General features: G+C 69.0%; 14 protein-coding genes and 3 rRNA genes. 3 read left to right on the plus strand and 14 right to left on the minus strand.

The annotated features are described in order from the left end of the window. Positions 1-257: 257 nt before the first annotated feature. On the minus strand, positions 258-494 hold the full coding sequence (locus tag QPK52_RS10980) for a glutaredoxin family protein (protein WP_410537266.1): 237 nt from the start codon (positions 492-494) through the stop codon (positions 258-260). Between the two features lie 263 nt (positions 495-757). Here QPK52_RS10980 and QPK52_RS10985 point away from each other — a divergent pair, with 263 nt between their 5' ends. From QPK52_RS10985 to QPK52_RS10995, 3 genes are all read left to right on the plus strand, one after another. After that, positions 758-1696, plus strand: a complete 939-nt coding sequence (locus tag QPK52_RS10985) for an HAD family hydrolase (RefSeq protein ID WP_093660380.1) — start codon at positions 758-760, stop codon at positions 1694-1696. A 300-nt stretch (positions 1697-1996) separates the two neighbouring features. Next, the gene (locus QPK52_RS10990; protein ID WP_410537267.1) at positions 1997-2776 is read left to right on the plus strand and encodes an ECF subfamily RNA polymerase sigma factor, BldN family; all 780 of its coding nucleotides are present in this window, start codon (positions 1997-1999) and stop codon (positions 2774-2776) included. 222 nt (positions 2777-2998) lie between these two features. After that, the gene (locus QPK52_RS10995; protein ID WP_410537268.1) at positions 2999-4300 is read left to right on the plus strand and encodes a DUF5667 domain-containing protein; all 1302 of its coding nucleotides are present in this window, start codon (positions 2999-3001) and stop codon (positions 4298-4300) included. A 109-nt stretch (positions 4301-4409) separates the two neighbouring features. Here QPK52_RS10995 and QPK52_RS11000 read toward each other — a convergent pair whose 3' ends face one another. The 13 genes from QPK52_RS11000 to QPK52_RS11060 form a co-directional block, all read right to left on the minus strand. Further along, entirely contained in the window at positions 4410-5513 is a 1104-nt protein-coding gene (locus QPK52_RS11000; protein WP_410537269.1) for a lysophospholipid acyltransferase family protein, read from the minus strand. Then, on the minus strand, positions 5506-6537 hold the full coding sequence (locus QPK52_RS11005) for an NAD-dependent epimerase/dehydratase family protein (protein WP_410537270.1): 1032 nt from the start codon (positions 6535-6537) through the stop codon (positions 5506-5508). The genes QPK52_RS11000 and QPK52_RS11005 overlap by 8 nt, the downstream gene beginning before the upstream one ends. A 223-nt stretch (positions 6538-6760) precedes the next feature. Then, positions 6761-6859: a 30S ribosomal protein bS22 gene (locus QPK52_RS11010; protein WP_003948845.1), complete on the minus strand. Its 99-nt coding sequence runs from the start codon at positions 6857-6859 to the stop codon at positions 6761-6763. Between the two features lie 128 nt (positions 6860-6987). Beyond that, positions 6988-7200, minus strand: a complete 213-nt coding sequence (locus QPK52_RS11015) for a helix-turn-helix domain-containing protein (protein ID WP_177214038.1) — start codon at positions 7198-7200, stop codon at positions 6988-6990. 661 nt (positions 7201-7861) lie between these two features. Then, positions 7862-9037 (minus strand): acetoin utilization protein AcuC, encoded by a 1176-nt coding sequence (locus QPK52_RS11020; RefSeq protein WP_410537271.1) that lies wholly within the window; start codon positions 9035-9037, stop codon positions 7862-7864. A 97-nt stretch (positions 9038-9134) separates the two neighbouring features. Next, a complete protein-coding gene (locus QPK52_RS11025) occupies positions 9135-9782 on the minus strand; it encodes an HAD family hydrolase (protein ID WP_410537272.1) in 648 nt (215 codons plus the stop codon). A gap of 91 nt (positions 9783-9873) precedes the next feature. After that, a 5S ribosomal RNA gene (gene rrf / locus QPK52_RS11030) occupies positions 9874-9990 on the minus strand. 73 nt (positions 9991-10063) lie between these two features. Beyond that, positions 10064-13182, minus strand: a 23S ribosomal RNA gene (locus QPK52_RS11035). A gap of 326 nt (positions 13183-13508) precedes the next feature. After that, a 16S ribosomal RNA gene (locus tag QPK52_RS11040) occupies positions 13509-15036 on the minus strand. Together the 16S, 23S and 5S rRNA genes form the textbook arrangement of a ribosomal RNA operon. 533 nt (positions 15037-15569) lie before the next feature. Further along, positions 15570-16382: a pyrroline-5-carboxylate reductase gene (gene proC, locus QPK52_RS11045; protein ID WP_410537273.1), complete on the minus strand. Its 813-nt coding sequence runs from the start codon at positions 16380-16382 to the stop codon at positions 15570-15572. A gap of 110 nt (positions 16383-16492) precedes the next feature. Continuing rightward, complete coding sequence (locus tag QPK52_RS11050; RefSeq protein ID WP_410537274.1) at positions 16493-17230, minus strand: ABC transporter permease; 738 nt, start codon at positions 17228-17230, stop codon at positions 16493-16495. Then, positions 17227-18030, minus strand: coding sequence for an ABC transporter ATP-binding protein (locus tag QPK52_RS11055; RefSeq protein WP_410537275.1), 804 nt, complete (start codon positions 18028-18030; stop codon positions 17227-17229). Before QPK52_RS11055 ends, QPK52_RS11050 begins: the two co-directional genes overlap by 4 nt. 204 nt (positions 18031-18234) lie before the next feature. Further along, on the minus strand, positions 18235-18741 hold the full coding sequence (locus tag QPK52_RS11060; protein WP_410537276.1) for a hypothetical protein: 507 nt from the start codon (positions 18739-18741) through the stop codon (positions 18235-18237). Positions 18742-18769: the final 28 nt, after the last annotated feature.

Consider the following 18769-nt stretch of genomic DNA (forward strand, 5'->3'; position numbering starts at 1 on the left):
CCCGCTGGACATGCGTCCGGACCGCTCCGTCCCGACCAGGCTATGTCTTTGTGAACGTGTGCACAAAGACGGTGTCCGCTTTGTCCGGCCAAAGTGACCGGTGCCACACGCGCCGGACGGAACCGGATCCCGCCCGGCACACCTCCCACGTATACGCCCGCCGGCCGTGGAACGTCCTGAGAAGCGGTCGAGACGCGGTCGAACCCCCTGCCGCGGACCCTCCCCGCACAGGCCCCGGCAGCGGCTCCCCGCCGCGGTCAGGCCTCCAGCGCCGCGCGCAGCCGCCGCGGGTCCACCCGCCAGAAGTCGTGCTGCGCGCCGTCCACGAGCACCACCGGGATCTGCTCCCAGTACCTGCGGTACAGCTCCTCGTCCTGCGTGATGTCCTTCTCCTCCCAGCGCGCGCCCAGTTGCGCGCACACCTCGCTGACCACCGCGCGTGCGTCGTCGCACAGATGACATCCGGGCCTGCCGATGAGGGTGACGGTCTTCATGACCGCCATTGTGCCGCCGCGCACTCCCCCCGCCGCACCCGCTCCCGTCCCCGGGCCGCGCCCTCTCCGGCGCCCTCTCCGGAAACTTCCTCCAGAATCCCCTTCCGGCACCGCGCGCGGGCGCCCTCCGCGGGCCCGGGGCGCCGGAGGGGACGGGGCCGCCGGCCGGACCCGGAACGCGCTTTCCCCGGTTGGCGCAGTCACCGCCCTGCCGACACCCCTCCGTCACCGGAACCCCACGGAACACTGGCTATGCTCGCGGCATGGCCGCACTTGGATGGCTCGTTCCCCGCAGGCGTTCGGCGACGGCTCGCAGCGTTCTCGCAGGCGAGGCCGCCGCCGAGGCGGCGCGCAAGACCTCGCGGGAGGTCGACGCGCTCGCCCCCGGCGAGGCGGGGAAACCGGCGGAGCCGGAGTTCCCGGTCCACGGGGACACCAGGGCCGCGGCCTTCTTCGACCTCGACAACACGATCATGCAGGGCGCGGCCCTGTTCCACTTCGGCCGCGGCCTGTACAAGCGGAAGTTCTTCCACAAGCGCGAACTGTTCCGCTTCGCCTGGCAGCAGGCCTGGTTCCGGCTCGCGGGCTCGGAGAACGCCGAGCACATGCAGGACGCCCGCGACAGCGCGCTGTCCATCGTCAAGGGCCACCGCGTCTCGGAGCTGATGGAGATCGGCGAGGAGATCTACGACGAGTACATGGCCGGCCGGATCTGGCCGGGCACCCGCGCGCTCGCCCAGGCGCACCTGGACGCGGGCCAGAAGGTGTGGCTGGTCACCGCCGCCCCAGTGGAGACCGCCACGATCATCGCCCGCAGACTGGGGCTGACCGGCGCCCTGGGCACGGTCGCCGAGTCCGTCGACGGCGTCTACACCGGGCGCCTGGTCGGCGAGCCGCTGCACGGCCCGGCGAAGGCGGAGGCGGTGCGCGCGCTGGCCGCCGCCGAGGACCTGGACCTGTCCCGCTGCGCCGCCTACAGCGACTCGGCCAACGACATCCCGATGCTCTCGCTGGTCGGGCACCCGTACGCCATCAACCCCGACAGCAGGCTGCGCGCCCACGCGCGCGAGCGGGGCTGGCGGCTGCGCGACTACCGGACCGGCAGGAAGGCCGCGAAGGTGGGCATCCCGGCCGCGGCCGGGGTGGGCGCGGTGGCCGGAGGCGCCGCCGCGGCCATGGCGATCCAGCGCCGCCGCCGCTGAGGCGGCCCCCGGCACGGCCGCACCGGTCGCCAGTTCGGCCGGGGACCGCCCTCCGGGCACAAGCGAACCGCCGATCGATCAGGAAGTGACACGAACCGGTCGGATCGACATCCCGGTTCGCCGCCCGGGCAACCGTAAACGCATAACAGAGCAAACCTAACCGGCGATTTCGGCAACTAGGTGTAGCACGGTCTGTACGAAGCGTTATTCTCCTCAGACGCAATCCGGTGTCCACACGCCCTTGTGACGGGCGGACGGTCCCGCACTGCACGTGATGGAAGCTCTGCCTCTGGGAGTCCCGTGTACCCACACGTCGGGGTTGACGCCTCGGGCCTGGCTGCGCTGCGCACGCTGGTCATCGACCAGCTGCGCGTCCTCGTCCCCTCCGCGCACGCCGTCCCCGCCCTCGCCGCACCTGTCCCCGCAGGCCCCGTCTACGCCCTGGCCGAGGGAGCCGCCGGCACCGCCGCGGTGGGCCGGCGCGCCCGCACCGCGGCCGCCCCGGGCACCGCCCGGCGTCCGGTGGACGGCGACAGCCGCCGCATGATGGACCTCGTCGAGCGCGCCCAGGGCGGCGAGGCCGAGGCCTTCGGGCACCTCTACGACCAGTACTCCGACACCGTCTACCGCTACATCTACTACCGCGTCGGCGGCCGGGCCACGGCCGAGGACCTCACCAGCGAGACGTTCCTGCGCGCCCTGCGCCGGATCGGCACCTTCACCTGGCAGGGCCGGGACTTCGGCGCCTGGCTGGTCACCATCGCGCGCAACCTGGTCGCCGACCACTTCAAGTCGAGCCGCTTCCGCCTCGAGGTGACCACCGGCGAGATGCTCGACGCCAACGAGGTGGAGCGCAGCCCGGAGGATTCGGTCCTGGAGTCCCTCTCGAACGCGGCCCTGCTGGAGGCCGTTCGCCGGCTCAACCCGCAGCAGCAGGAGTGCGTGACGCTCCGCTTCCTCCAGGGCCTGTCGGTCGCCGAGACCGCGCGGGTCATGGGGAAGAACGAGGGCGCGATCAAGACCCTCCAGTACCGGGCGGTGCGGACCCTGGCCCGACTGCTGCCGGAGGACAGTCGATGACATGCGGTGACGTGCGGTGACTTTCCGTTTCGCGGGAGCCGGCGGGGCGATCGCGCCCCCCTCGGGGCGTAACCCCGTCGGCCGGTGGTCGTTGTGCGGTTTGCAGACTCCCCGCGGCCCGTCGCGTCCGGACTGCGGCGCCCGAGCCGCCGCTCCCGTACGGCCGCGCAACCCTCCTGTGGGGCAGGGAGTCGACTGTGCTGACGAGAGGAGGTGCCGCCCGTGATGGGAGCCGTATCGCCGAGCCGGCGGGCAAACGCCTTCGCCCAGGCCCTCGACGAGCGCGAGTCCGAGGGTACGGCGGCCGACCGGTCCGGGGGTGCCACCCCCGTCTCCCCCGCTGCCCCGGCCGGGGCGGCGGGGGAGACGAGAGCCGGAGCCGCGCTGACGGGCGGACCGTCCGAGGAGCCGACGGCACTGCTGGCGCTGGCCGACAGGCTCGGCGCCCTGCCGAAGCCGGTCATGGACCCCGATGTCAAAGCCGCCCAGCGGGCACAGCTCCTCGCCGCCGTGGAGAACGCCTTCGCCGGAAGCGGCGAGGGCGCCCCGGTCCCCGGCCCGCGTTCCGCCCGCACGGGTCGCGGCGGGGCCCACCGGGCCTCCCCGCCGGGTCCGTTGAGCAGACTGCGTCCCAGGACGAGGCTCACCAAGGGGCTGGCGGCGGGCGGTCTGGGCTTCGGTGTCGCGGCGGGCGCCCTCAGCGGAGCCGCCGTGGCCAGCACCGACGCCCTGCCCGGTGACACCCTCTACGGCCTCAAACTGGGCATGGAGGACCTCAAGCTCGGCATGGCGGGCGACGAGGCCGACCGCGGCAGGGTCCATCTGAACCACGCCTCCACGCGGTTGAACGAGGCCCGGCGTCTGCTGGAGCGCGGCCGGTCGGGCCCGCTGGACCACGAGTCGCTCGGCGACATCCGCAGGACGCTCTCCCTCATGCGCGACGACGTCTCCGAGGGCCACCGGCTGCTCAGCCAGGCGTACGAGCGCGAGGGCGATGTCGCGCCGATCCGCTCGCTGTCGTCCTTCTCCCAGTCCCACCGATCCAAGTGGGACGAGGTACGCGCGGGCCTTCCCGTCCAGCTCACCGACGTCGGCGACGAGGTCAGTTCGCTCTTCGACGCCATAGAGGACGAGGTCGGCCCGCTGAGGCCCCTGCTGGACTCCGGGCAGGAGGATGCGGACTCCGCCGCCGGCACCGACGGCGGCGACCGGCCGGGCACCGGCCGTACGGTCCCGCCGTCTTCGCCCGTACCCGGCGGGAGCGGCGCGGACGGCACGCAGGAGGGTGACCGGGACGGCGAACGGCGGCCCAGTCCGTCCGGTTCGTCCGGCTCCGCCGAGCCGGGCGGGGAGAGGCTCCTGCCCGCCCCCGGCGACCTGCTGGAACCCTCACCCGGTGAGGACGGCGCGTCGGCGTCACCGGACGGCGCCCCCCGGCTCCCCGAGCCGGACATCACCATCCCGCCGCTCCTCCCGAACCTCCTGCCGGGACTGGGCATCGAGGCGGGCGACGACTCCGACTAGCGGACGGGCGGCCGGTGTTCGCGGGAGCACCGGCCGCCCGAAGCGCACACCGCGGGAAGAGGTACCGCCGAGGCGCGCGCCACCGGGGCACGCACCGCCGCGGCACCGCTCAGAAGAACACCGAACGCCGCCTCACCAGCAGCCTGTAGAGGGTGTGCTGGATCGTCTCGCGCACCTGGTCGGTGAGGTTGAACATCAGCATCGGATCGTCGACCGCCTCCGGCGGGTAGTCGTCCATCGGGACCGGCTCGCCGAACTGGATCGTCCACTTCGTCGGCAGCGGCACCATCCCCAGCGGTCCCAGCCAGGGGAAGGTGGGCGTGACCGGGAAGTACGGAATGCCCAGCAGCCGCGCCAGCGTCCTGAAGTCGCCCACCATCGGGTAGATCTCCTCCGCCCCGACGATCGAGCACGGCACGATGGGCGCCCCGGCCCGCAGCGCCGTGGAGACGAAGCCGCCGCGCCCGAACCGCTGGAGTTTGTAGCGCTCGGAGAATGGTTTCCCCAGTCCCTTGAAACCCTCCGGCATCACCCCGACGACCTCGCCCCGCTCCAGCAGCCGCTGGGCGTCCTCCGCGCACGCCAGGGTGTGCCCGGCCTTCCGGGCCAGCTCGTTGACGACCGGCAGCATGAAGACCAGGTCGGCCGCCAGCAACCGCAGGGCCCGCCCCTCCGGGTGGTGGTCGTGCACGGCGACCTGGAGCATCAGCGCGTCCAGCGGCAGGGTCCCGGAGTGGTTGGCGACCACCAGCGCGCCGCCCTCGGAGGGGATGTTCTCGATGCCGAGCACCTCGACCCGGAAGTACTTCTCGTACATCGGCCGCAGCATCGACATCAGCACGTGGTCGGTGAGGTCGGCGTCGTAGCCGAACTCGTCGACCTCGTAGTCCCCGGTGATCCGCCGCCGCAGGAAGGCCAGCCCCTCGGCGATCCTGCGGTCCCAGTCGCCCCGGCCCGCCCGGCCCTCCGCGGGCGCCTCGGGCGCCTCCCGGCCCCCCGCCCCCGTCACGGAAGCGCGCGCCGGACCGGCCTGCGGACCGGCCTCCGGCACGGCCGCGAGCGGCGTCTGCGCGCCGCCCCGTTCCTCCTGGGCGGTACGGCCGCCGTCGCCCCCCGTACGGCGCCCACCGCCCGTCGTCCGCCCCCGGGCGGTCCGTCCCGGGCCGCCGCGCGACCGGTCCTCGTCGAAGGGAATGACCTTGGCGTCAGTCATGGCGGACGACCTCCTCGATGCGGTCCACCGCTTGTGCGAGTTTCTCCGGCGGCAGCAGCCCCGGGCCGCATGCGCGCGCGAAGTCGGCGAAGGTCCCGGCCGTGGTGTACCGCGGCTCGAAGCCGAGGACCTCGCGCATCTGTGTGGTCTCCACGACCCTGCCGTGCGTCAGCAGCCGGATCTGCTCGGCCGAGAAGTCCGTGACACCGACCGTGCGCAGCGCGGTCCCGGTCCACCGGATCGCCGGCAGCAGCAGGGGCAGCGTGGGCCGTCCCAGCCGCCGCGCGGCCTGGGACAGCAGGAGTACCCCGTCGCCCGCGATGTTGAACGTCCCCGAGTTGAGCGTGCCGCGCCGCGGCTCCCCGGCCGCCAGCCGCAGCACCTCGACGACGTCGTCCTCGTGGACGAACTGCAGCCGCGGGTCGTACCCGAGGACGGTCGGCAGCACCGGCAGCCGGAAGTACTCCGCCAGCGGCGTGTCCGCGTCCGGGCCGAGGATGTTGGCGAAGCGCAGCACGGCCACCGCCACGTCGGGGCGGCGGCGGGCGAACCCGCGCACGTACTCCTCGACCTCCACGATGTCCTTCGTGAAGCCGCCGCCGGGCAGCGCCTTGGCCGGCGTGGTCTCGGTGAACACCGCCGGGTCGCGCGACGAGGAGCCGTAGACGTTCGTGCTGGACTTCACCACCAGCCGCTGCACGGACGGCGCCTTCTGACACGCGCCCAGGAGCTGCATGGTGCCGATGACGTTGGTCTCCTTGACCGACGCACGGCTGCCGGGCAGGAGCTGCACCCCGCTGACGTCCAGGTGCACGACGGTGTCCACGTCGTGTTCGGCCAGCACCCCGGCGACCGAGGGCTGCCGGATGTCGGCACGGACGAACTCGGCCCCGCCGAGGTGGTGTCCGGGCGGCACGGCGTCCACCCCGACGACCCGGTCGACGTCGGGCTCGCGCAGGATCCGCCGCACGAAGCGCCCGCCGAGCCGGCGGGCGACGCCTGTGACGAGCACGACCTTGCCCAACGTTGCTCCCTCTCAGCGCGCGGTGGGCCGCCTCCGGGAGGCCCTGCCACGGGTCCCGGCAGCCCTCCGTACTCCTCGTCGTTCCTCGCAGCCCGTCACCCGAACCGGTTGCGGGCGGGTTTCCGGCCACCGTATCGGCTGGCCGCCCCTCCCCGGTGGAACGCCACCGCCCTCCCACCGACACGGCGGTGGGAGGGCGGTGGTCAGTGTGCGGCGCGCCCGCTCACTTCTTGTTGCGGCGCTGAACGCGCGTGCGCTTGAGCAGCTTGCGGTGCTTCTTCTTGGCCATCCGCTTGCGCCGCTTCTTGATAACAGAGCCCACGACTTACCCTCGCTCACTTCGTCACTCGGTGCGGGGCGTCCGAGCCCACACGACCTACGTCGGCCCAGCCTACCCGGCGCCGGGTAGTGCTCGTGACACGAGGGGGCGACAAGCCCGCCGCTCTGCGGTTACGCGCTTTTCTCCGCCTCCACGTACGACCCGCGGAGGTACTCGTGGACGGCCTGCTCCGGCACCCGGAAGGACCTGCCCACCCGGATCGCCGGCAGATGACCGCTGTGCACCAGGCGGTACACGGTCATCTTGGACACTCGCATCACCGAGGCGACTTCCGCCACGGTCAGGAACACGACCTCGTTCAGAGGCCTCTCGGCAGCAGCCATGTCACACCTGAACCTTCCGCACATGTCGGGCACCGGCTTCCCCTCCGGTGTCTCCTGCTCGCATGCGCGCTCCTCCCCAGATTAGGGGCGGGTGATGCAAGTGGGGAAGAGGAGCAGCCATCGGGCTCCTAATGTGACAGACAGGAACGATTGAGCACATAGCGAGCAAGCGGACGGTAGCCGTCCGACGTCTTGCGGTCACCAGCCGGGGCGGCCGTCCGTGCCCGCCCCTCCACTCCGGCGACGCACACCGCGGGATCGCCCCTGCCGCTCGGCCCCGTCTCCCATCGCCCGGCTGACCTGCCCCGCAGCCCGTTCACACCCCCCGGCGGCCGGCCCCGCCGCGGCCTCCGGCCGTCACCGCGGCGTCGAGGACCGTGCGCACGGGGGAGAGCGAGCGGGAGCGCGCGCCCGGCGCACCGGGCGAGGGGCGCGCTCCCTACACCCGGATCAGCGCGACCCCCCGTACGCACCGGAGGAGACGAGGACGTACCCCGAACCGGGTCGCCATGTCGACACATCTCCCCCGCACCGGTGCGAGGGCGGGGGGTCCTCCCGCCGACGGGGTACCGGACAGGGAGCGTAGAAGCCCGGGAACCCGCGGGGCGCGCCCGGTGTCCGGCAGTGCCGGGACACGGCTCGGAACCGGCCCCGCGGCTGCTCAGGGCAGCAGTCCGTGCGCCGGGTACACCGAGCGCCGCGCGGCCAGCACGGCCTGGTCCAGGACGCTCGCCGGGTCGTAGCCGGCCTCCCAGTCCGACCACACCGGCTCGCGCCCGTCCGTCATCCGCCGCGGAGCGTCCTGCCGGGTGCGTGCGTACACCTGCCGCCGCCAGTCCTCCGGGATCACGGTCTTCGGGGCGATCGGCTCGCCCGCCGCGATCGCCACCAGATGCGTCCAGGAGCGCGGTACGACGTCGACGACCGCGTAACCGCCTCCGCCGAGCGCGACCCAGCGCCCCTGCGCGTACTCGTGCGCCCAGTCGTGGCAGGCCTCGGCGGCCACCCGCTGGGCGTCGACGGTCACCGCCAGATGTGCGAGAGGGTCCTCGATGTGCGTGTCGGCGCCGTGCTGGGTCACCAGCACCTGCGGCCGGAAGGAGCGCAGCAGTTCCGGCACCACCCCGTGCAGCGCCCGCAGCCATCCGCCGTCGGACGTGCCGGGCGGGAGCGCGATGTTGACCGCGCTCCCCTCCGCCTTCTCCCCGCCGGTCTCCTCCGGCCAGCCGGTCCCGGGGAAGAGCATGCGGGGATGCTCGTGCAGCGACACCGTCAGCACCCGCGGATCGTCCCAGAAGGCCGCCTGGACTCCGTCCCCGTGGTGGACGTCGACGTCCACGTAGGCGACCCGTTCGGCGCCCAGCTCCAGCAGCCGGGCGATGGCCAGGGAGGCGTCGTTGTAGACGCAGAAACCGGCCGCCCCGCCCGGCATCGCGTGGTGCAGTCCGCCGGCGAAGTTCACGCCGTGGAGGACGTCCCCGCGCCACACCGCCTCGGCGGCTCCGACCGACTGCCCGGCGATCAGGGCCGAGACCTCGTGCATCCCCTCGAAGGCCGGGTCGTCCTCGGTTCCGATGCCGTACGACCCGTCCGCCGACCGGGGGTCCGCGGAGATCCTGCGCACGGTGTCGATGTAGTCGGAACGGTGCACGAGCCTGAGCGTGGAGTCCCCCGCGGACGCCGCGGCGACCACCTTCAACCCGGAGGCGCCGGGCAGCCCGAACGCCTCGACGAGTTCCATGGTCAGCTTCAGGCGCACCGGGTCCATCGGATGCCCGGGCCCGAAGTCGTATCCGGTGACCGCCTCGTCCCACATCAACTGTGCGCCGCCGCTCATACCCGCCACCGTATCGGGAGGCCCGGGGAAACCACACAGCCGCCCGCACCGCCGCGTCCGGGGCCTTCCCGGCCTGCCCCGGAGGGCACCGGCCGGCTCAGGCCAGGAGGAGCGCGGGCAGTTCGTCCATCGTGGAGAACAGCGCCGTCGCCCCCGACAGCCTCTCCCCCGGCGTCATGGCGGTGAATCCGTACACGTCCATCCCCGCCGCTACGGCCGCACGCACCCCCAGCGGGCTGTCCTCGACCACGGCGCAGCGCCCGGCCGGCACTCCCATCGCCTCGGCGGTGTGCAGGAAGAGGTCCGGTGCGGGCTTCCCCCGCCCGACGTCCTGTGCGCTGAACACACGCTTCTCCCCGAATCGCTCGTACAGCCCCGTCTTCCCCAGCGCCACCCGGATCCGCTCATGGCCGCCGGACGAGGCGACGCAGTACGGCACGCCTTCGGCATCGAGGTTCCGCAACACCTCGCTGACACCGGGCACGGGCAGCAGATCACGCCGGAAGGCCTCGAAGACGCGGCCGTGGAAGACGGAGTCGAAGTCATCGGGCAGCCGCTGCCCGGAACGCTCCAGGACCAGGTCGTGGATCCGGTGCATGGCGGAACCCATGTAGTCCCGGATGGATTCCTCGTACGTGGTCGAGTGCCCCAGCTCCGTCAGATAGGCGGCGAGAATCCGGTTGGATATCGGCTCGCTGTCCACGAGGACACCGTCGTTGTCGAAGATCACCAGGTCATAACGCATACGCCACCCAACCCGAACACACCAGAAGTTCCGTGAACGTGAAAAAGCCTCGGTCTCCGAGTCGAAACTCGAAGACCGAGGCTGAACAATCGTTCGGCGGCGTCCTACTCTCCCACACGGTCCCCCATGCAGTACCATCGGCGCTGAAAGGCTTAGCTTCCGGGTTCGGAATGTAACCGGGCGTTTCCCTCACGCTGTGACCACCGAAACACCATGACACACACGCACCGCCGGCCAGACGGGTCGTGGTCTCAGAACCCACACAGTGGACGCGAACATCTACGGACAAGCCCTCGGCCTATTAGTACCAGTCAACTCCACCGGTCACCCGGCTTCCATCTCTGGCCTATCAACCCGGTCGTCTCCCGGGAGCCTTACCCCCTTCAAGGGGTGGGAGTCCTCATCTCGAAGCAGGCTTCCCGCTTAGATGCTTTCAGCGGTTATCCCTCCCGAACGTAGCCAACCAGCCATGCCCTTGGCAGAACAACTGGCACACCAGAGGTTCGTCCGTCCCGGTCCTCTCGTACTAGGGACAGCCCTTCTCAAGACTCCTACGCGCACAGCGGATAGGGACCGAACTGTCTCACGACGTTCTAAACCCAGCTCGCGTACCGCTTTAATGGGCGAACAGCCCAACCCTTGGGACCGACTCCAGCCCCAGGATGCGACGAGCCGACATCGAGGTGCCAAACCATCCCGTCGATATGGACTCTTGGGGAAGATCAGCCTGTTATCCCCGGGGTACCTTTTATCCGTTGAGCGACGGCGCTTCCACCAGCCACCGCCGGATCACTAGTCCCGACTTTCGTCCCTGCTCGACCCGTCAGTCTCACAGTCAAGCTCCCTTGTGCACTTACACTCACCACCTGATGACCAACCAGGCTGAGGGAACCTTTGGGCGCCTCCGTTACCCTTTGGGAGGCAACCGCCCCAGTTAAACTACCCACCAGACACTGTCCCCGATCCGGATCACGGACCCGGGTTAGACATCCAGCACGACCAGAGTGGTATTTCAACAACGCCTCCACACACACTGGCGTGCATGCTTCACCGGCTCCCACCTATCCTACACAAGCCGAACCGAACACCAATATCAAGCTGTAGTAAAGGTCCCGGGGTCTTTCCGTCCTGCTGCGCGAAACGAGCATCTTTACTCGTAGTGCAATTTCACCGGGCCTATGGTTGAGACAGTCGAGAAGTCGTTACGCCATTCGTGCAGGTCGGAACTTACCCGACAAGGAATTTCGCTACCTTAGGATGGTTATAGTTACCACCGCCGTTTACTGGCGCTTAAGTTCTCAGCTTCGCGGCGCCGAAGCACCACTAACCGGTCCCCTTAACGTTCCAGCACCGGGCAGGCGTCAGTCCGTATACCTCGCCTTACGGCTTCGCACGGACCTGTGTTTTTAGTAAACAGTCGCTTCTCGCTGGTCTCTGCGGCCACCCCCAGCTCACCGTGCAAGACGGATCACCAGGCGTGGCCCCCCTTCTCCCGAAGTTACGGGGGCATTTTGCCGAGTTCCTTAACCATAGTTCACCCGAACGCCTCGGTATTCTCTACCAGACCACCTGAGTCGGTTTAGGGTACGGGCCGCCGTGCAACTCGCTAGAGGCTTTTCTCGACAGCATAGGATCATCCACTTCACCACATCGGCTCGGCATCAGGTCTCAGGCTCTCGTGCCAGACGGATTTACCTACCTGGCGCCCTACACCCTTACCCCGGGACAACCACCGCCCGGGCTGGACTACCTTCCTGCGTCACCCCATCACTCACCTACTACCGGATCGGGCCGTCGGCTCCACCAGCACCGCACCCCGAAGGATGCGGGCGGCTTCACGGACTTAGCATCACCGGGCTCGGCCCTTGCGCTCCACAGCGGGTACCGGAATATCAACCGGTTATCCATCGACTACGCCTGTCGGCCTCGCCTTAGGCCCCGACTTACCCTGGGCAGATCAGCTTGACCCAGGAACCCTTGGTCAATCGGCGCAGGAGTTTCCCACTCCTGTATCGCTACTCATGCCTGCATTCTCACTCGTGAACCGTCCACCACTGCCTTCCGGCGCGGCTTCACCCGGCACACGACGCTCCCCTACCCATCGACACCCTCGTTGGAGGTCCATGTGCCGATGACACGACGTCGGCGGTGTGCTTGAGCCCCGCTACATTGTCGGCGCAGAATCACTTGACCAGTGAGCTATTACGCACTCTTTCAAGGATGGCTGCTTCTAAGCCAACCTCCTGGTTGTCTCTGCGACTCCACATCCTTTCCCACTTAGCACACGCTTGGGGGCCTTAGTCGATGCTCTGGGCTGTTTCCCTCTCGACCATGGAGCTTATCCCCCACAGTCTCACTGCCGCGCTCACACTTACCGGCATTCGGAGTTTGGCTAAGGTCAGTAACCCGGTAGGGCCCATCGCCTATCCAGTGCTCTACCTCCGGCAAGCAACACGCGACGCTGCACCTAAATGCATTTCGGGGAGAACCAGCTATCACGGAGTTTGATTGGCCTTTCACCCCTAACCACAGGTCATCCCCCAGGTTTTCAACCCTGGTGGGTTCGGGCCTCCACGACCTCTTACAGCCGCTTCACCCTGCCCATGGCTAGATCACTCCGCTTCGGGTCTTGGGCACGCTACTCAGTCGCCCTGTTCGGACTCGCTTTCGCTACGGCTTCCCCACACGGGTTAACCTCGCAACATACCGCAAACTCGCAGGCTCATTCTTCAAAAGGCACGCAGTCACGACACACCGGCAAGCCGGCGTGCGACGCTCCCACGGCTTGTAGGCACACGGTTTCAGGTACTATTTCACTCCGCTCCCGCGGTACTTTTCACCATTCCCTCACGGTACTCTCCGCTATCGGTCACCAGGGAATATTTAGGCTTAACGGGTGGTCCCGCCAGATTCACACGGGATTTCTCGGGCCCCGTGCTACTTGGGTGGTCCTCAAACGAGCCGCAGGAATTTCGGCTACGGGGGTCTTACCCTCTACGCCGGGCCTTTCGCATGCCCTTCGCCTATCCCTACGGTTTCTGACTCGTCCAGCCGCCGGCAGACGACTGCAGAGAACTCCCACAACCCCGACCACGCAACCCCTGCCGGGTCTCACACGTGACCGGTTTGGCCTCATCCGGTTTCGCTCGCCACTACTCCCGGAATCACGGTTGTTTTCTCTTCCTGCGGGTACTGAGATGTTTCACTTCCCCGCGTTCCCTCCACACTGCCTATGTGTTCAGCAGCGGGTGACAGCCCATGACGACTGCCGGGTTTCCCCATTCGGACACCCCCGGATCACAGCTCGGTTGACAGCTCCCCGGGGCCTATCGCGGCCTCCCACGTCCTTCATCGGTTCCTGGTGCCAAGGCATCCACCGTGCGCCCTTAAAAACTTGGCCTATAGATGCTCGCGTCCACTGTGCAGTTCTCAAACAACGACCAGCCACCCGCCACCCCCACCAGACGGTGGAGTACACCGGGGCCGGCACCGAAGACCCGGCCGGTGCGGCCGTGCCCTCAGACACCCAACAGCGCGCCCGACACCCCCGACCCCCAGCGGTCTGCGGTCCACGCCCCTGAAGAGGGGCAGTACTGGCAGCCACTGCCGATCGGCAGCATCGACTAGTCAACGTTCCACCCATGAGCAACCAGCACCGGACGTGCGCCGATGTACTGGCCCCTTGGCCGGCCCCCTCACGGGACACCGGCAAGAAGTGCTCCTTAGAAAGGAGGTGATCCAGCCGCACCTTCCGGTACGGCTACCTTGTTACGACTTCGTCCCAATCGCCAGTCCCACCTTCGACGATTCCCTCCCCACAAGGGGGTTGGGCCACCGGCTTCGGGTGTTACCGACTTTCGTGACGTGACGGGCGGTGTGTACAAGGCCCGGGAACGTATTCACCGCAGCAGTGCTGATCTGCGATTACTAGCGACTCCGACTTCATGGGGTCGAGTTGCAGACCCCAATCCGAACTGAGACCGGCTTTTTGAGATTCGCTCCACCTCACGGCATCGCAGCTCATTGTACCGGCCATTGTAGCACGTGTGCAGCCCAAGACATAAGGGGCATGATGACTTGACGTCGTCCCCACCTTCCTCCGAGTTGACCCCGGCAGTCTCCTGTGAGTCCCCGTCACCCCGAAAGGCACGCTGGCAACACAGAACAAGGGTTGCGCTCGTTGCGGGACTTAACCCAACATCTCACGACACGAGCTGACGACAGCCATGCACCACCTGTACACCGACCACAAGGGGGCGACCATCTCTGGCCGTTTCCGGTGTATGTCAAGCCTTGGTAAGGTTCTTCGCGTTGCGTCGAATTAAGCCACATGCTCCGCCGCTTGTGCGGGCCCCCGTCAATTCCTTTGAGTTTTAGCCTTGCGGCCGTACTCCCCAGGCGGGGCACTTAATGCGTTAGCTGCGGCACGGACGACGTGGAATGCCGCCCACACCTAGTGCCCAACGTTTACGGCGTGGACTACCAGGGTATCTAATCCTGTTCGCTCCCCACGCTTTCGCTCCTCAGCGTCAGTATCGGCCCAGAGATCCGCCTTCGCCACCGGTGTTCCTCCTGATATCTGCGCATTTCACCGCTACACCAGGAATTCCGATCTCCCCTACCGAACTCTAGCCTGCCCGTATCGAATGCAGACCCGGGGTTAAGCCCCGGGCTTTCACATCCGACGCGACAGGCCGCCTACGAGCTCTTTACGCCCAATAATTCCGGACAACGCTCGCACCCTACGTATTACCGCGGCTGCTGGCACGTAGTTAGCCGGTGCTTCTTCTGCAGGTACCGTCACTTGCGCTTCTTCCCTGCTGAAAGAGGTTTACAACCCGAAGGCCGTCATCCCTCACGCGGCGTCGCTGCATCAGGCTTGCGCCCATTGTGCAATATTCCCCACTGCTGCCTCCCGTAGGAGTCTGGGCCGTGTCTCAGTCCCAGTGTGGCCGGTCGCCCTCTCAGGCCGGCTACCCGTCGTCGCCTTGGTGGGCCGTTACCCCACCAACCAGCTGATAGGCCGCGGGCTCATCCTGCACCGCCGGAGCTTTCCACCCTCCAGGATGCCCTGGAGAGTCGTATCCGGTATTAGCTCCGGTTTCCCGGAGTTATCCCAGAGTGCAGGGCAGATTGCCCACGTGTTACTCACCCGTTCGCCACTCTTCCCCACCGAAGTGGTTCATCGTTCGACTTGCATGTGTTAAGCACGCCGCCAGCGTTCGTCCTGAGCCAGGATCAAACTCTCCGTGAATGCTGTCCCGGAACTCCGGGGCACATCGCGCAGAGCGGCACCGGCGGAAAGGAATGGTCTCCGCGGTGCGCAGCGTCCTCGCTGTGTGTTTCAAAGGAACCTCATCGACTCCTCCGGACCGGAGGAGCGACGGGGTATCAACATATCTGGCGTTGACTTTTGGCACGCTGTTGAGTTCTCAAGGAACGGACGCTTCCTTCGGCACCCCTCCCGGGGCCCCTCCGGGCGCTTCCCTTCGGTGTCTCCGACTCTATCAGATCCCTTTTCGGTCTCCGCATCCCCGGCCGGCGGGGTCCTGCTCTATTTCCTCTCGCGCCGTTTCCGGCGCTTCCACCACCGTAGCGGATTTCCCGTCCGGCTCCTAATCGAGCCGCCCGGACCCGAATTCCGGCACGCCGGAATTCACCCCCGGAAGGGATTCACGCTGAGTGAGTGGCCGCCACCGAAGGCGACAGAAGAGCTGCCCGGTGTCGGATCGACTCCGTGGCAGCTCGGAGAACAGTACACGACCGCGAGCGGTCCATCAAACAGCCCTAGCCGTTGCCGCCGGAGGCCAGCTCCCGGCTGCGGTCGCGGGCCGCTTCCAGGGCCGCGATGAGGGCGGCGCGTACGCCGTGCCGCTCCAGCTCGCGGATGGCGCTGATCGTGGTGCCCGCCGGGGAGGTGACCGCCTCGCGGAGCTTGACCGGGTGTTCACCGCTGTCCCGGAGCATCACCGAGGCGCCCACGGCGGCCTGGACGATCAGGTCGTGCGCCTTGTCCCGGGGGAGGCCGAGCAGGATGCCCGCATCGGTCATGGCCTCCACCAGGTAGTAGAAGTACGCCGGGCCCGAGCCGGAGAGCGCCGTGGCGGCGTCCTGCTGGGACTCCGGAACGCGCAGCGTCTTGCCGACCGGCTGGAAGATCTCCTCCGTGCGGACGAGGTGGGCCTCGGTGGCGTGGGTGCCGGCGGAGATGACGGACATGCCCTCATCCACCAGTACCGGGGTGTTGGGCATGACGCGGACGACCGGAGCACCCTGGGCGAGGCGTTCCTCGATGAAGGCCGTCGGAATGCCGGCAGCGGCGCTGACGACCAGGCGGTCGGCGGGGACGTGGGGAGCCAGCTCGTCGAGCAGGGCCGCCATGTCCTGCGGCTTGACCGTCAGGATGAGCGTGTCGGCCGTCTTGGCCGCCTCGGCGTTCGTGACCGCGGTCACGCCGTGGCGGGTGCGCAGTTCCTCGGCGCGCTCCGGTCGGCGGGCGGTGACCAGGAGGTCGGACGGGGACCAGCCGGCGCGGATCATGCCCGACAGCAGGGCCTCACCGATCTTGCCGGCTCCGAGGACGGCGATCTTCTGGGTCATGGGACGGCTCACCTTGTCCGGGTCCAGTGCGTGCGTGCTGCACTCGGTGCGTGCTGCGCTGCAATCCTCGCACTCTCGGCGGCGCCTCCGCCGGTCCGTCCATCTGGCGGTCAGGGGGTGCGGCGGCGGAGGGTGGCAGCGCCGAGGAGGAGGACGAGGAGGGCGCTTCCGGCGACGATCGCGATGTCGCGGACGAGGTCGCCGGTGACGCCGGAGTTGCGCAGCACCTCGTTCATGCCGTCCACCGCGTAGGACAGGGGCAGGACGTTCGAGACGGCCTCCAGGACGGGCTGCATGGTGTCGCGCGGTGTGAGCAGGCCGCAGAGCAGGAGCTGCGGCAGGATCAGCGCGGGCATGAACTGGACGGCCTGGAACTCGGTGGCGGCGAAGGCGGAGACGAACAGGCCCAGTGCCGTGCCGAGCAGGGCGTCGAGCAGGGCGATGAGGAGCAGCAGCCAGGGGGAGCCCGCGAAGTCCAGGTCCAGGAACCAGATGGTCACCCCGGTGGCCAGGGCCGCCTGGGCGACGGCCAGCAGACCGAAGGCCAGTGCGTACCCCAGGATCAGGTCGGCCTTGCCCAGCGGCATGGACAGCAGTCGCTCCAGGGTGCCCGAGGTGCGTTCGCGCAGGGTGGCGATGGAGGTGACCAGGAACATCGTGATCATCGGGAAGACGCCGAGCAGCGAGGCACCGATGCGGTCGAAGAGCTCGCGGTCGTCGGCGTAGACGTAGTACAGCAGGACCGTCAGCAGCACGGGGACGAGCAGCAGCAGCGCGATCGTGCGGGGGTCGTGCGCGAGCTGGCGCAGTACGCGGCGGGCGGTGGCCAGGGTTCGGGTCGCGCTCACCGGTTCTCCTCCGTGTCGGTCCTCTCGTCCTTCCCGCCCTCGCCGTCCCCGCCGTCCCCGTCGCGGGCGGTGTCGACCAGACGGAGGAAGGCGTCCTCGACGCTCCGGGTGCGGGTGCGGGCCCGCAGGGCGTCGGGGGTGCCGTCGGCCAGGAGGCGGCCGGCGCGCATCAGCAGCAGGCGCTCGCAGCGGTCGGCCTCGTCCATGACGTGGGACGAGACGAGCAGGGTGGTGCCGCGTTCGGCCGCGAGGCGGTGGAAGAGGCCCCACAGGTCGCGGCGGAGGACGGGGTCGAGGCCGACGGTGGGTTCGTCGAGGACGAGCAGCTCGGGGGAGCCGAGCAGGGCGACGGCCAGGGAGACCCGGGAGAGCTGCCCGCCGGAGAGGTTGCCGGCGAGGGCGTCGGCGTGGGAGGTGAGGTCGACGTCGGCGAGGGCGCGTTCGACCTGTCCGCGGCGTTCGGCGCGGGGCAGGCCCAGGACGGACGCGAAGTACTCCAGGTTCTGGCGGGTGGTCAGGTCGGTGTAGACGGAGGCGGCCTGGGTGACGTATCCGACGCGGGAGCGCAGTGGTGCGGCTCCGGCCGGGTGGCCGAGCACGTCGAGGGTGCCGGTGACCTTCGCCTGGGTGCCGGCGACGGCGCGCATCAGTGTGGTCTTGCCGCAGCCGCTGGGGCCCAGCAGACCGGTGACGGTGGAGCGTGGGACCTCGAAGGAGAGGCCGTCGACGACGGTGCGGCCACCGCGGACGACGGTGAGGCCGTCGGCCCGGACGGCAGGCCCCGCATCAGAATTCACCATGCGTTGAATAATGCTCTCGCGCCGGCCCGGGCGTCAAGCGGGGTGGGACCGGACATGCCGGCGCCCCCGTCCGGGACGGACGGGGGCGCTGTGGTGGTGCCGGGGAGTGGGTCACCCGGGGCGGGCACCCGGGGCGCCGCCGGAGAAGCCGGGGGAGCTGCGTGAGGGACCGCGACCGCTCACGTGCCCCGGTCGCGGTCTCCGTCAGCGCCTGCGGCCGGGCCTCCCGGAGCCGCGGCGGGCGGCCGGGTTGCCGCGGCGCGCGGCACGGACGGCATCGCGGCGCTCGTGCCGCGCGACGGCCCGGTCGTACTCGGCGCGCCGCAGCTTCTCGCCGGGGGCCTCGACCAGACTGCGCGCGGCGTAGGCGAGCAGGACGCCGAGGAAGCCGATCATCTTGATCGGGCGCATCGCCGCGTCGTCGGAGCGGGCCTCGCCGGGTTCGCGGGTGTAGTCGGTGAGGGTTCGGCTGAAGGCCATGGAGCTGGACAGTCCCAGGGCGACCACGAGCAGGACGCCGACCACGCCGCCGCCCGCGAAGGTGCTTCCCTCGTACGCCAGCCGCAGCGTCCAGGCTCCGGCGGCGGCCAGCAGCAGCGCGCCGAGTCCGAGCGCGATCCGGCGCAGGAGGTAGCCACCGGAGTGGTCCACCCAGGTGGTGCCGTAGAACCGGATCGGCTCGGGCTCGGGGCGCTCCCGCTTCTCGCTCATGGTGTCGATTATGCGCGCGGGGGCCCGG

Source organism: Streptomyces sp. KL2 (assembly GCF_046529545.1).
Lineage (GTDB): Bacteria > Actinomycetota > Actinomycetes > Streptomycetales > Streptomycetaceae > Streptomyces > Streptomyces radiopugnans.

What these genes read in the sequence shown, in the direction of transcription:
- QPK52_RS10980 (WP_410537266.1), bottom strand. Translation starts at nt 494, where the DNA reads ATGAAGACCGTCACCCTCATCGGCAGGCCCGGATGTCATCTGTGCGAC.
- QPK52_RS10985 (WP_093660380.1), top strand. Translation starts at nt 758, where the DNA reads ATGGCCGCACTTGGATGGCTCGTTCCCCGCAGGCGTTCGGCGACGGCT.
- QPK52_RS11000 (WP_410537269.1), bottom strand. Translation starts at nt 5,513, where the DNA reads ATGACTGACGCCAAGGTCATTCCCTTCGACGAGGACCGGTCGCGCGGC.
- QPK52_RS11015 (WP_177214038.1), bottom strand. Translation starts at nt 7,200, where the DNA reads ATGGCTGCTGCCGAGAGGCCTCTGAACGAGGTCGTGTTCCTGACCGTG.
- QPK52_RS11020 (WP_410537271.1), bottom strand. Translation starts at nt 9,037, where the DNA reads ATGAGCGGCGGCGCACAGTTGATGTGGGACGAGGCGGTCACCGGATAC.
- QPK52_RS11025 (WP_410537272.1), bottom strand. Translation starts at nt 9,782, where the DNA reads ATGCGTTATGACCTGGTGATCTTCGACAACGACGGTGTCCTCGTGGAC.
- proC (WP_410537273.1), bottom strand. Translation starts at nt 16,382, where the DNA reads ATGACCCAGAAGATCGCCGTCCTCGGAGCCGGCAAGATCGGTGAGGCC.
- QPK52_RS11055 (WP_410537275.1), bottom strand. Translation starts at nt 18,030, where the DNA reads ATGGTGAATTCTGATGCGGGGCCTGCCGTCCGGGCCGACGGCCTCACC.
- QPK52_RS11060 (WP_410537276.1), bottom strand. Translation starts at nt 18,741, where the DNA reads ATGAGCGAGAAGCGGGAGCGCCCCGAGCCCGAGCCGATCCGGTTCTAC.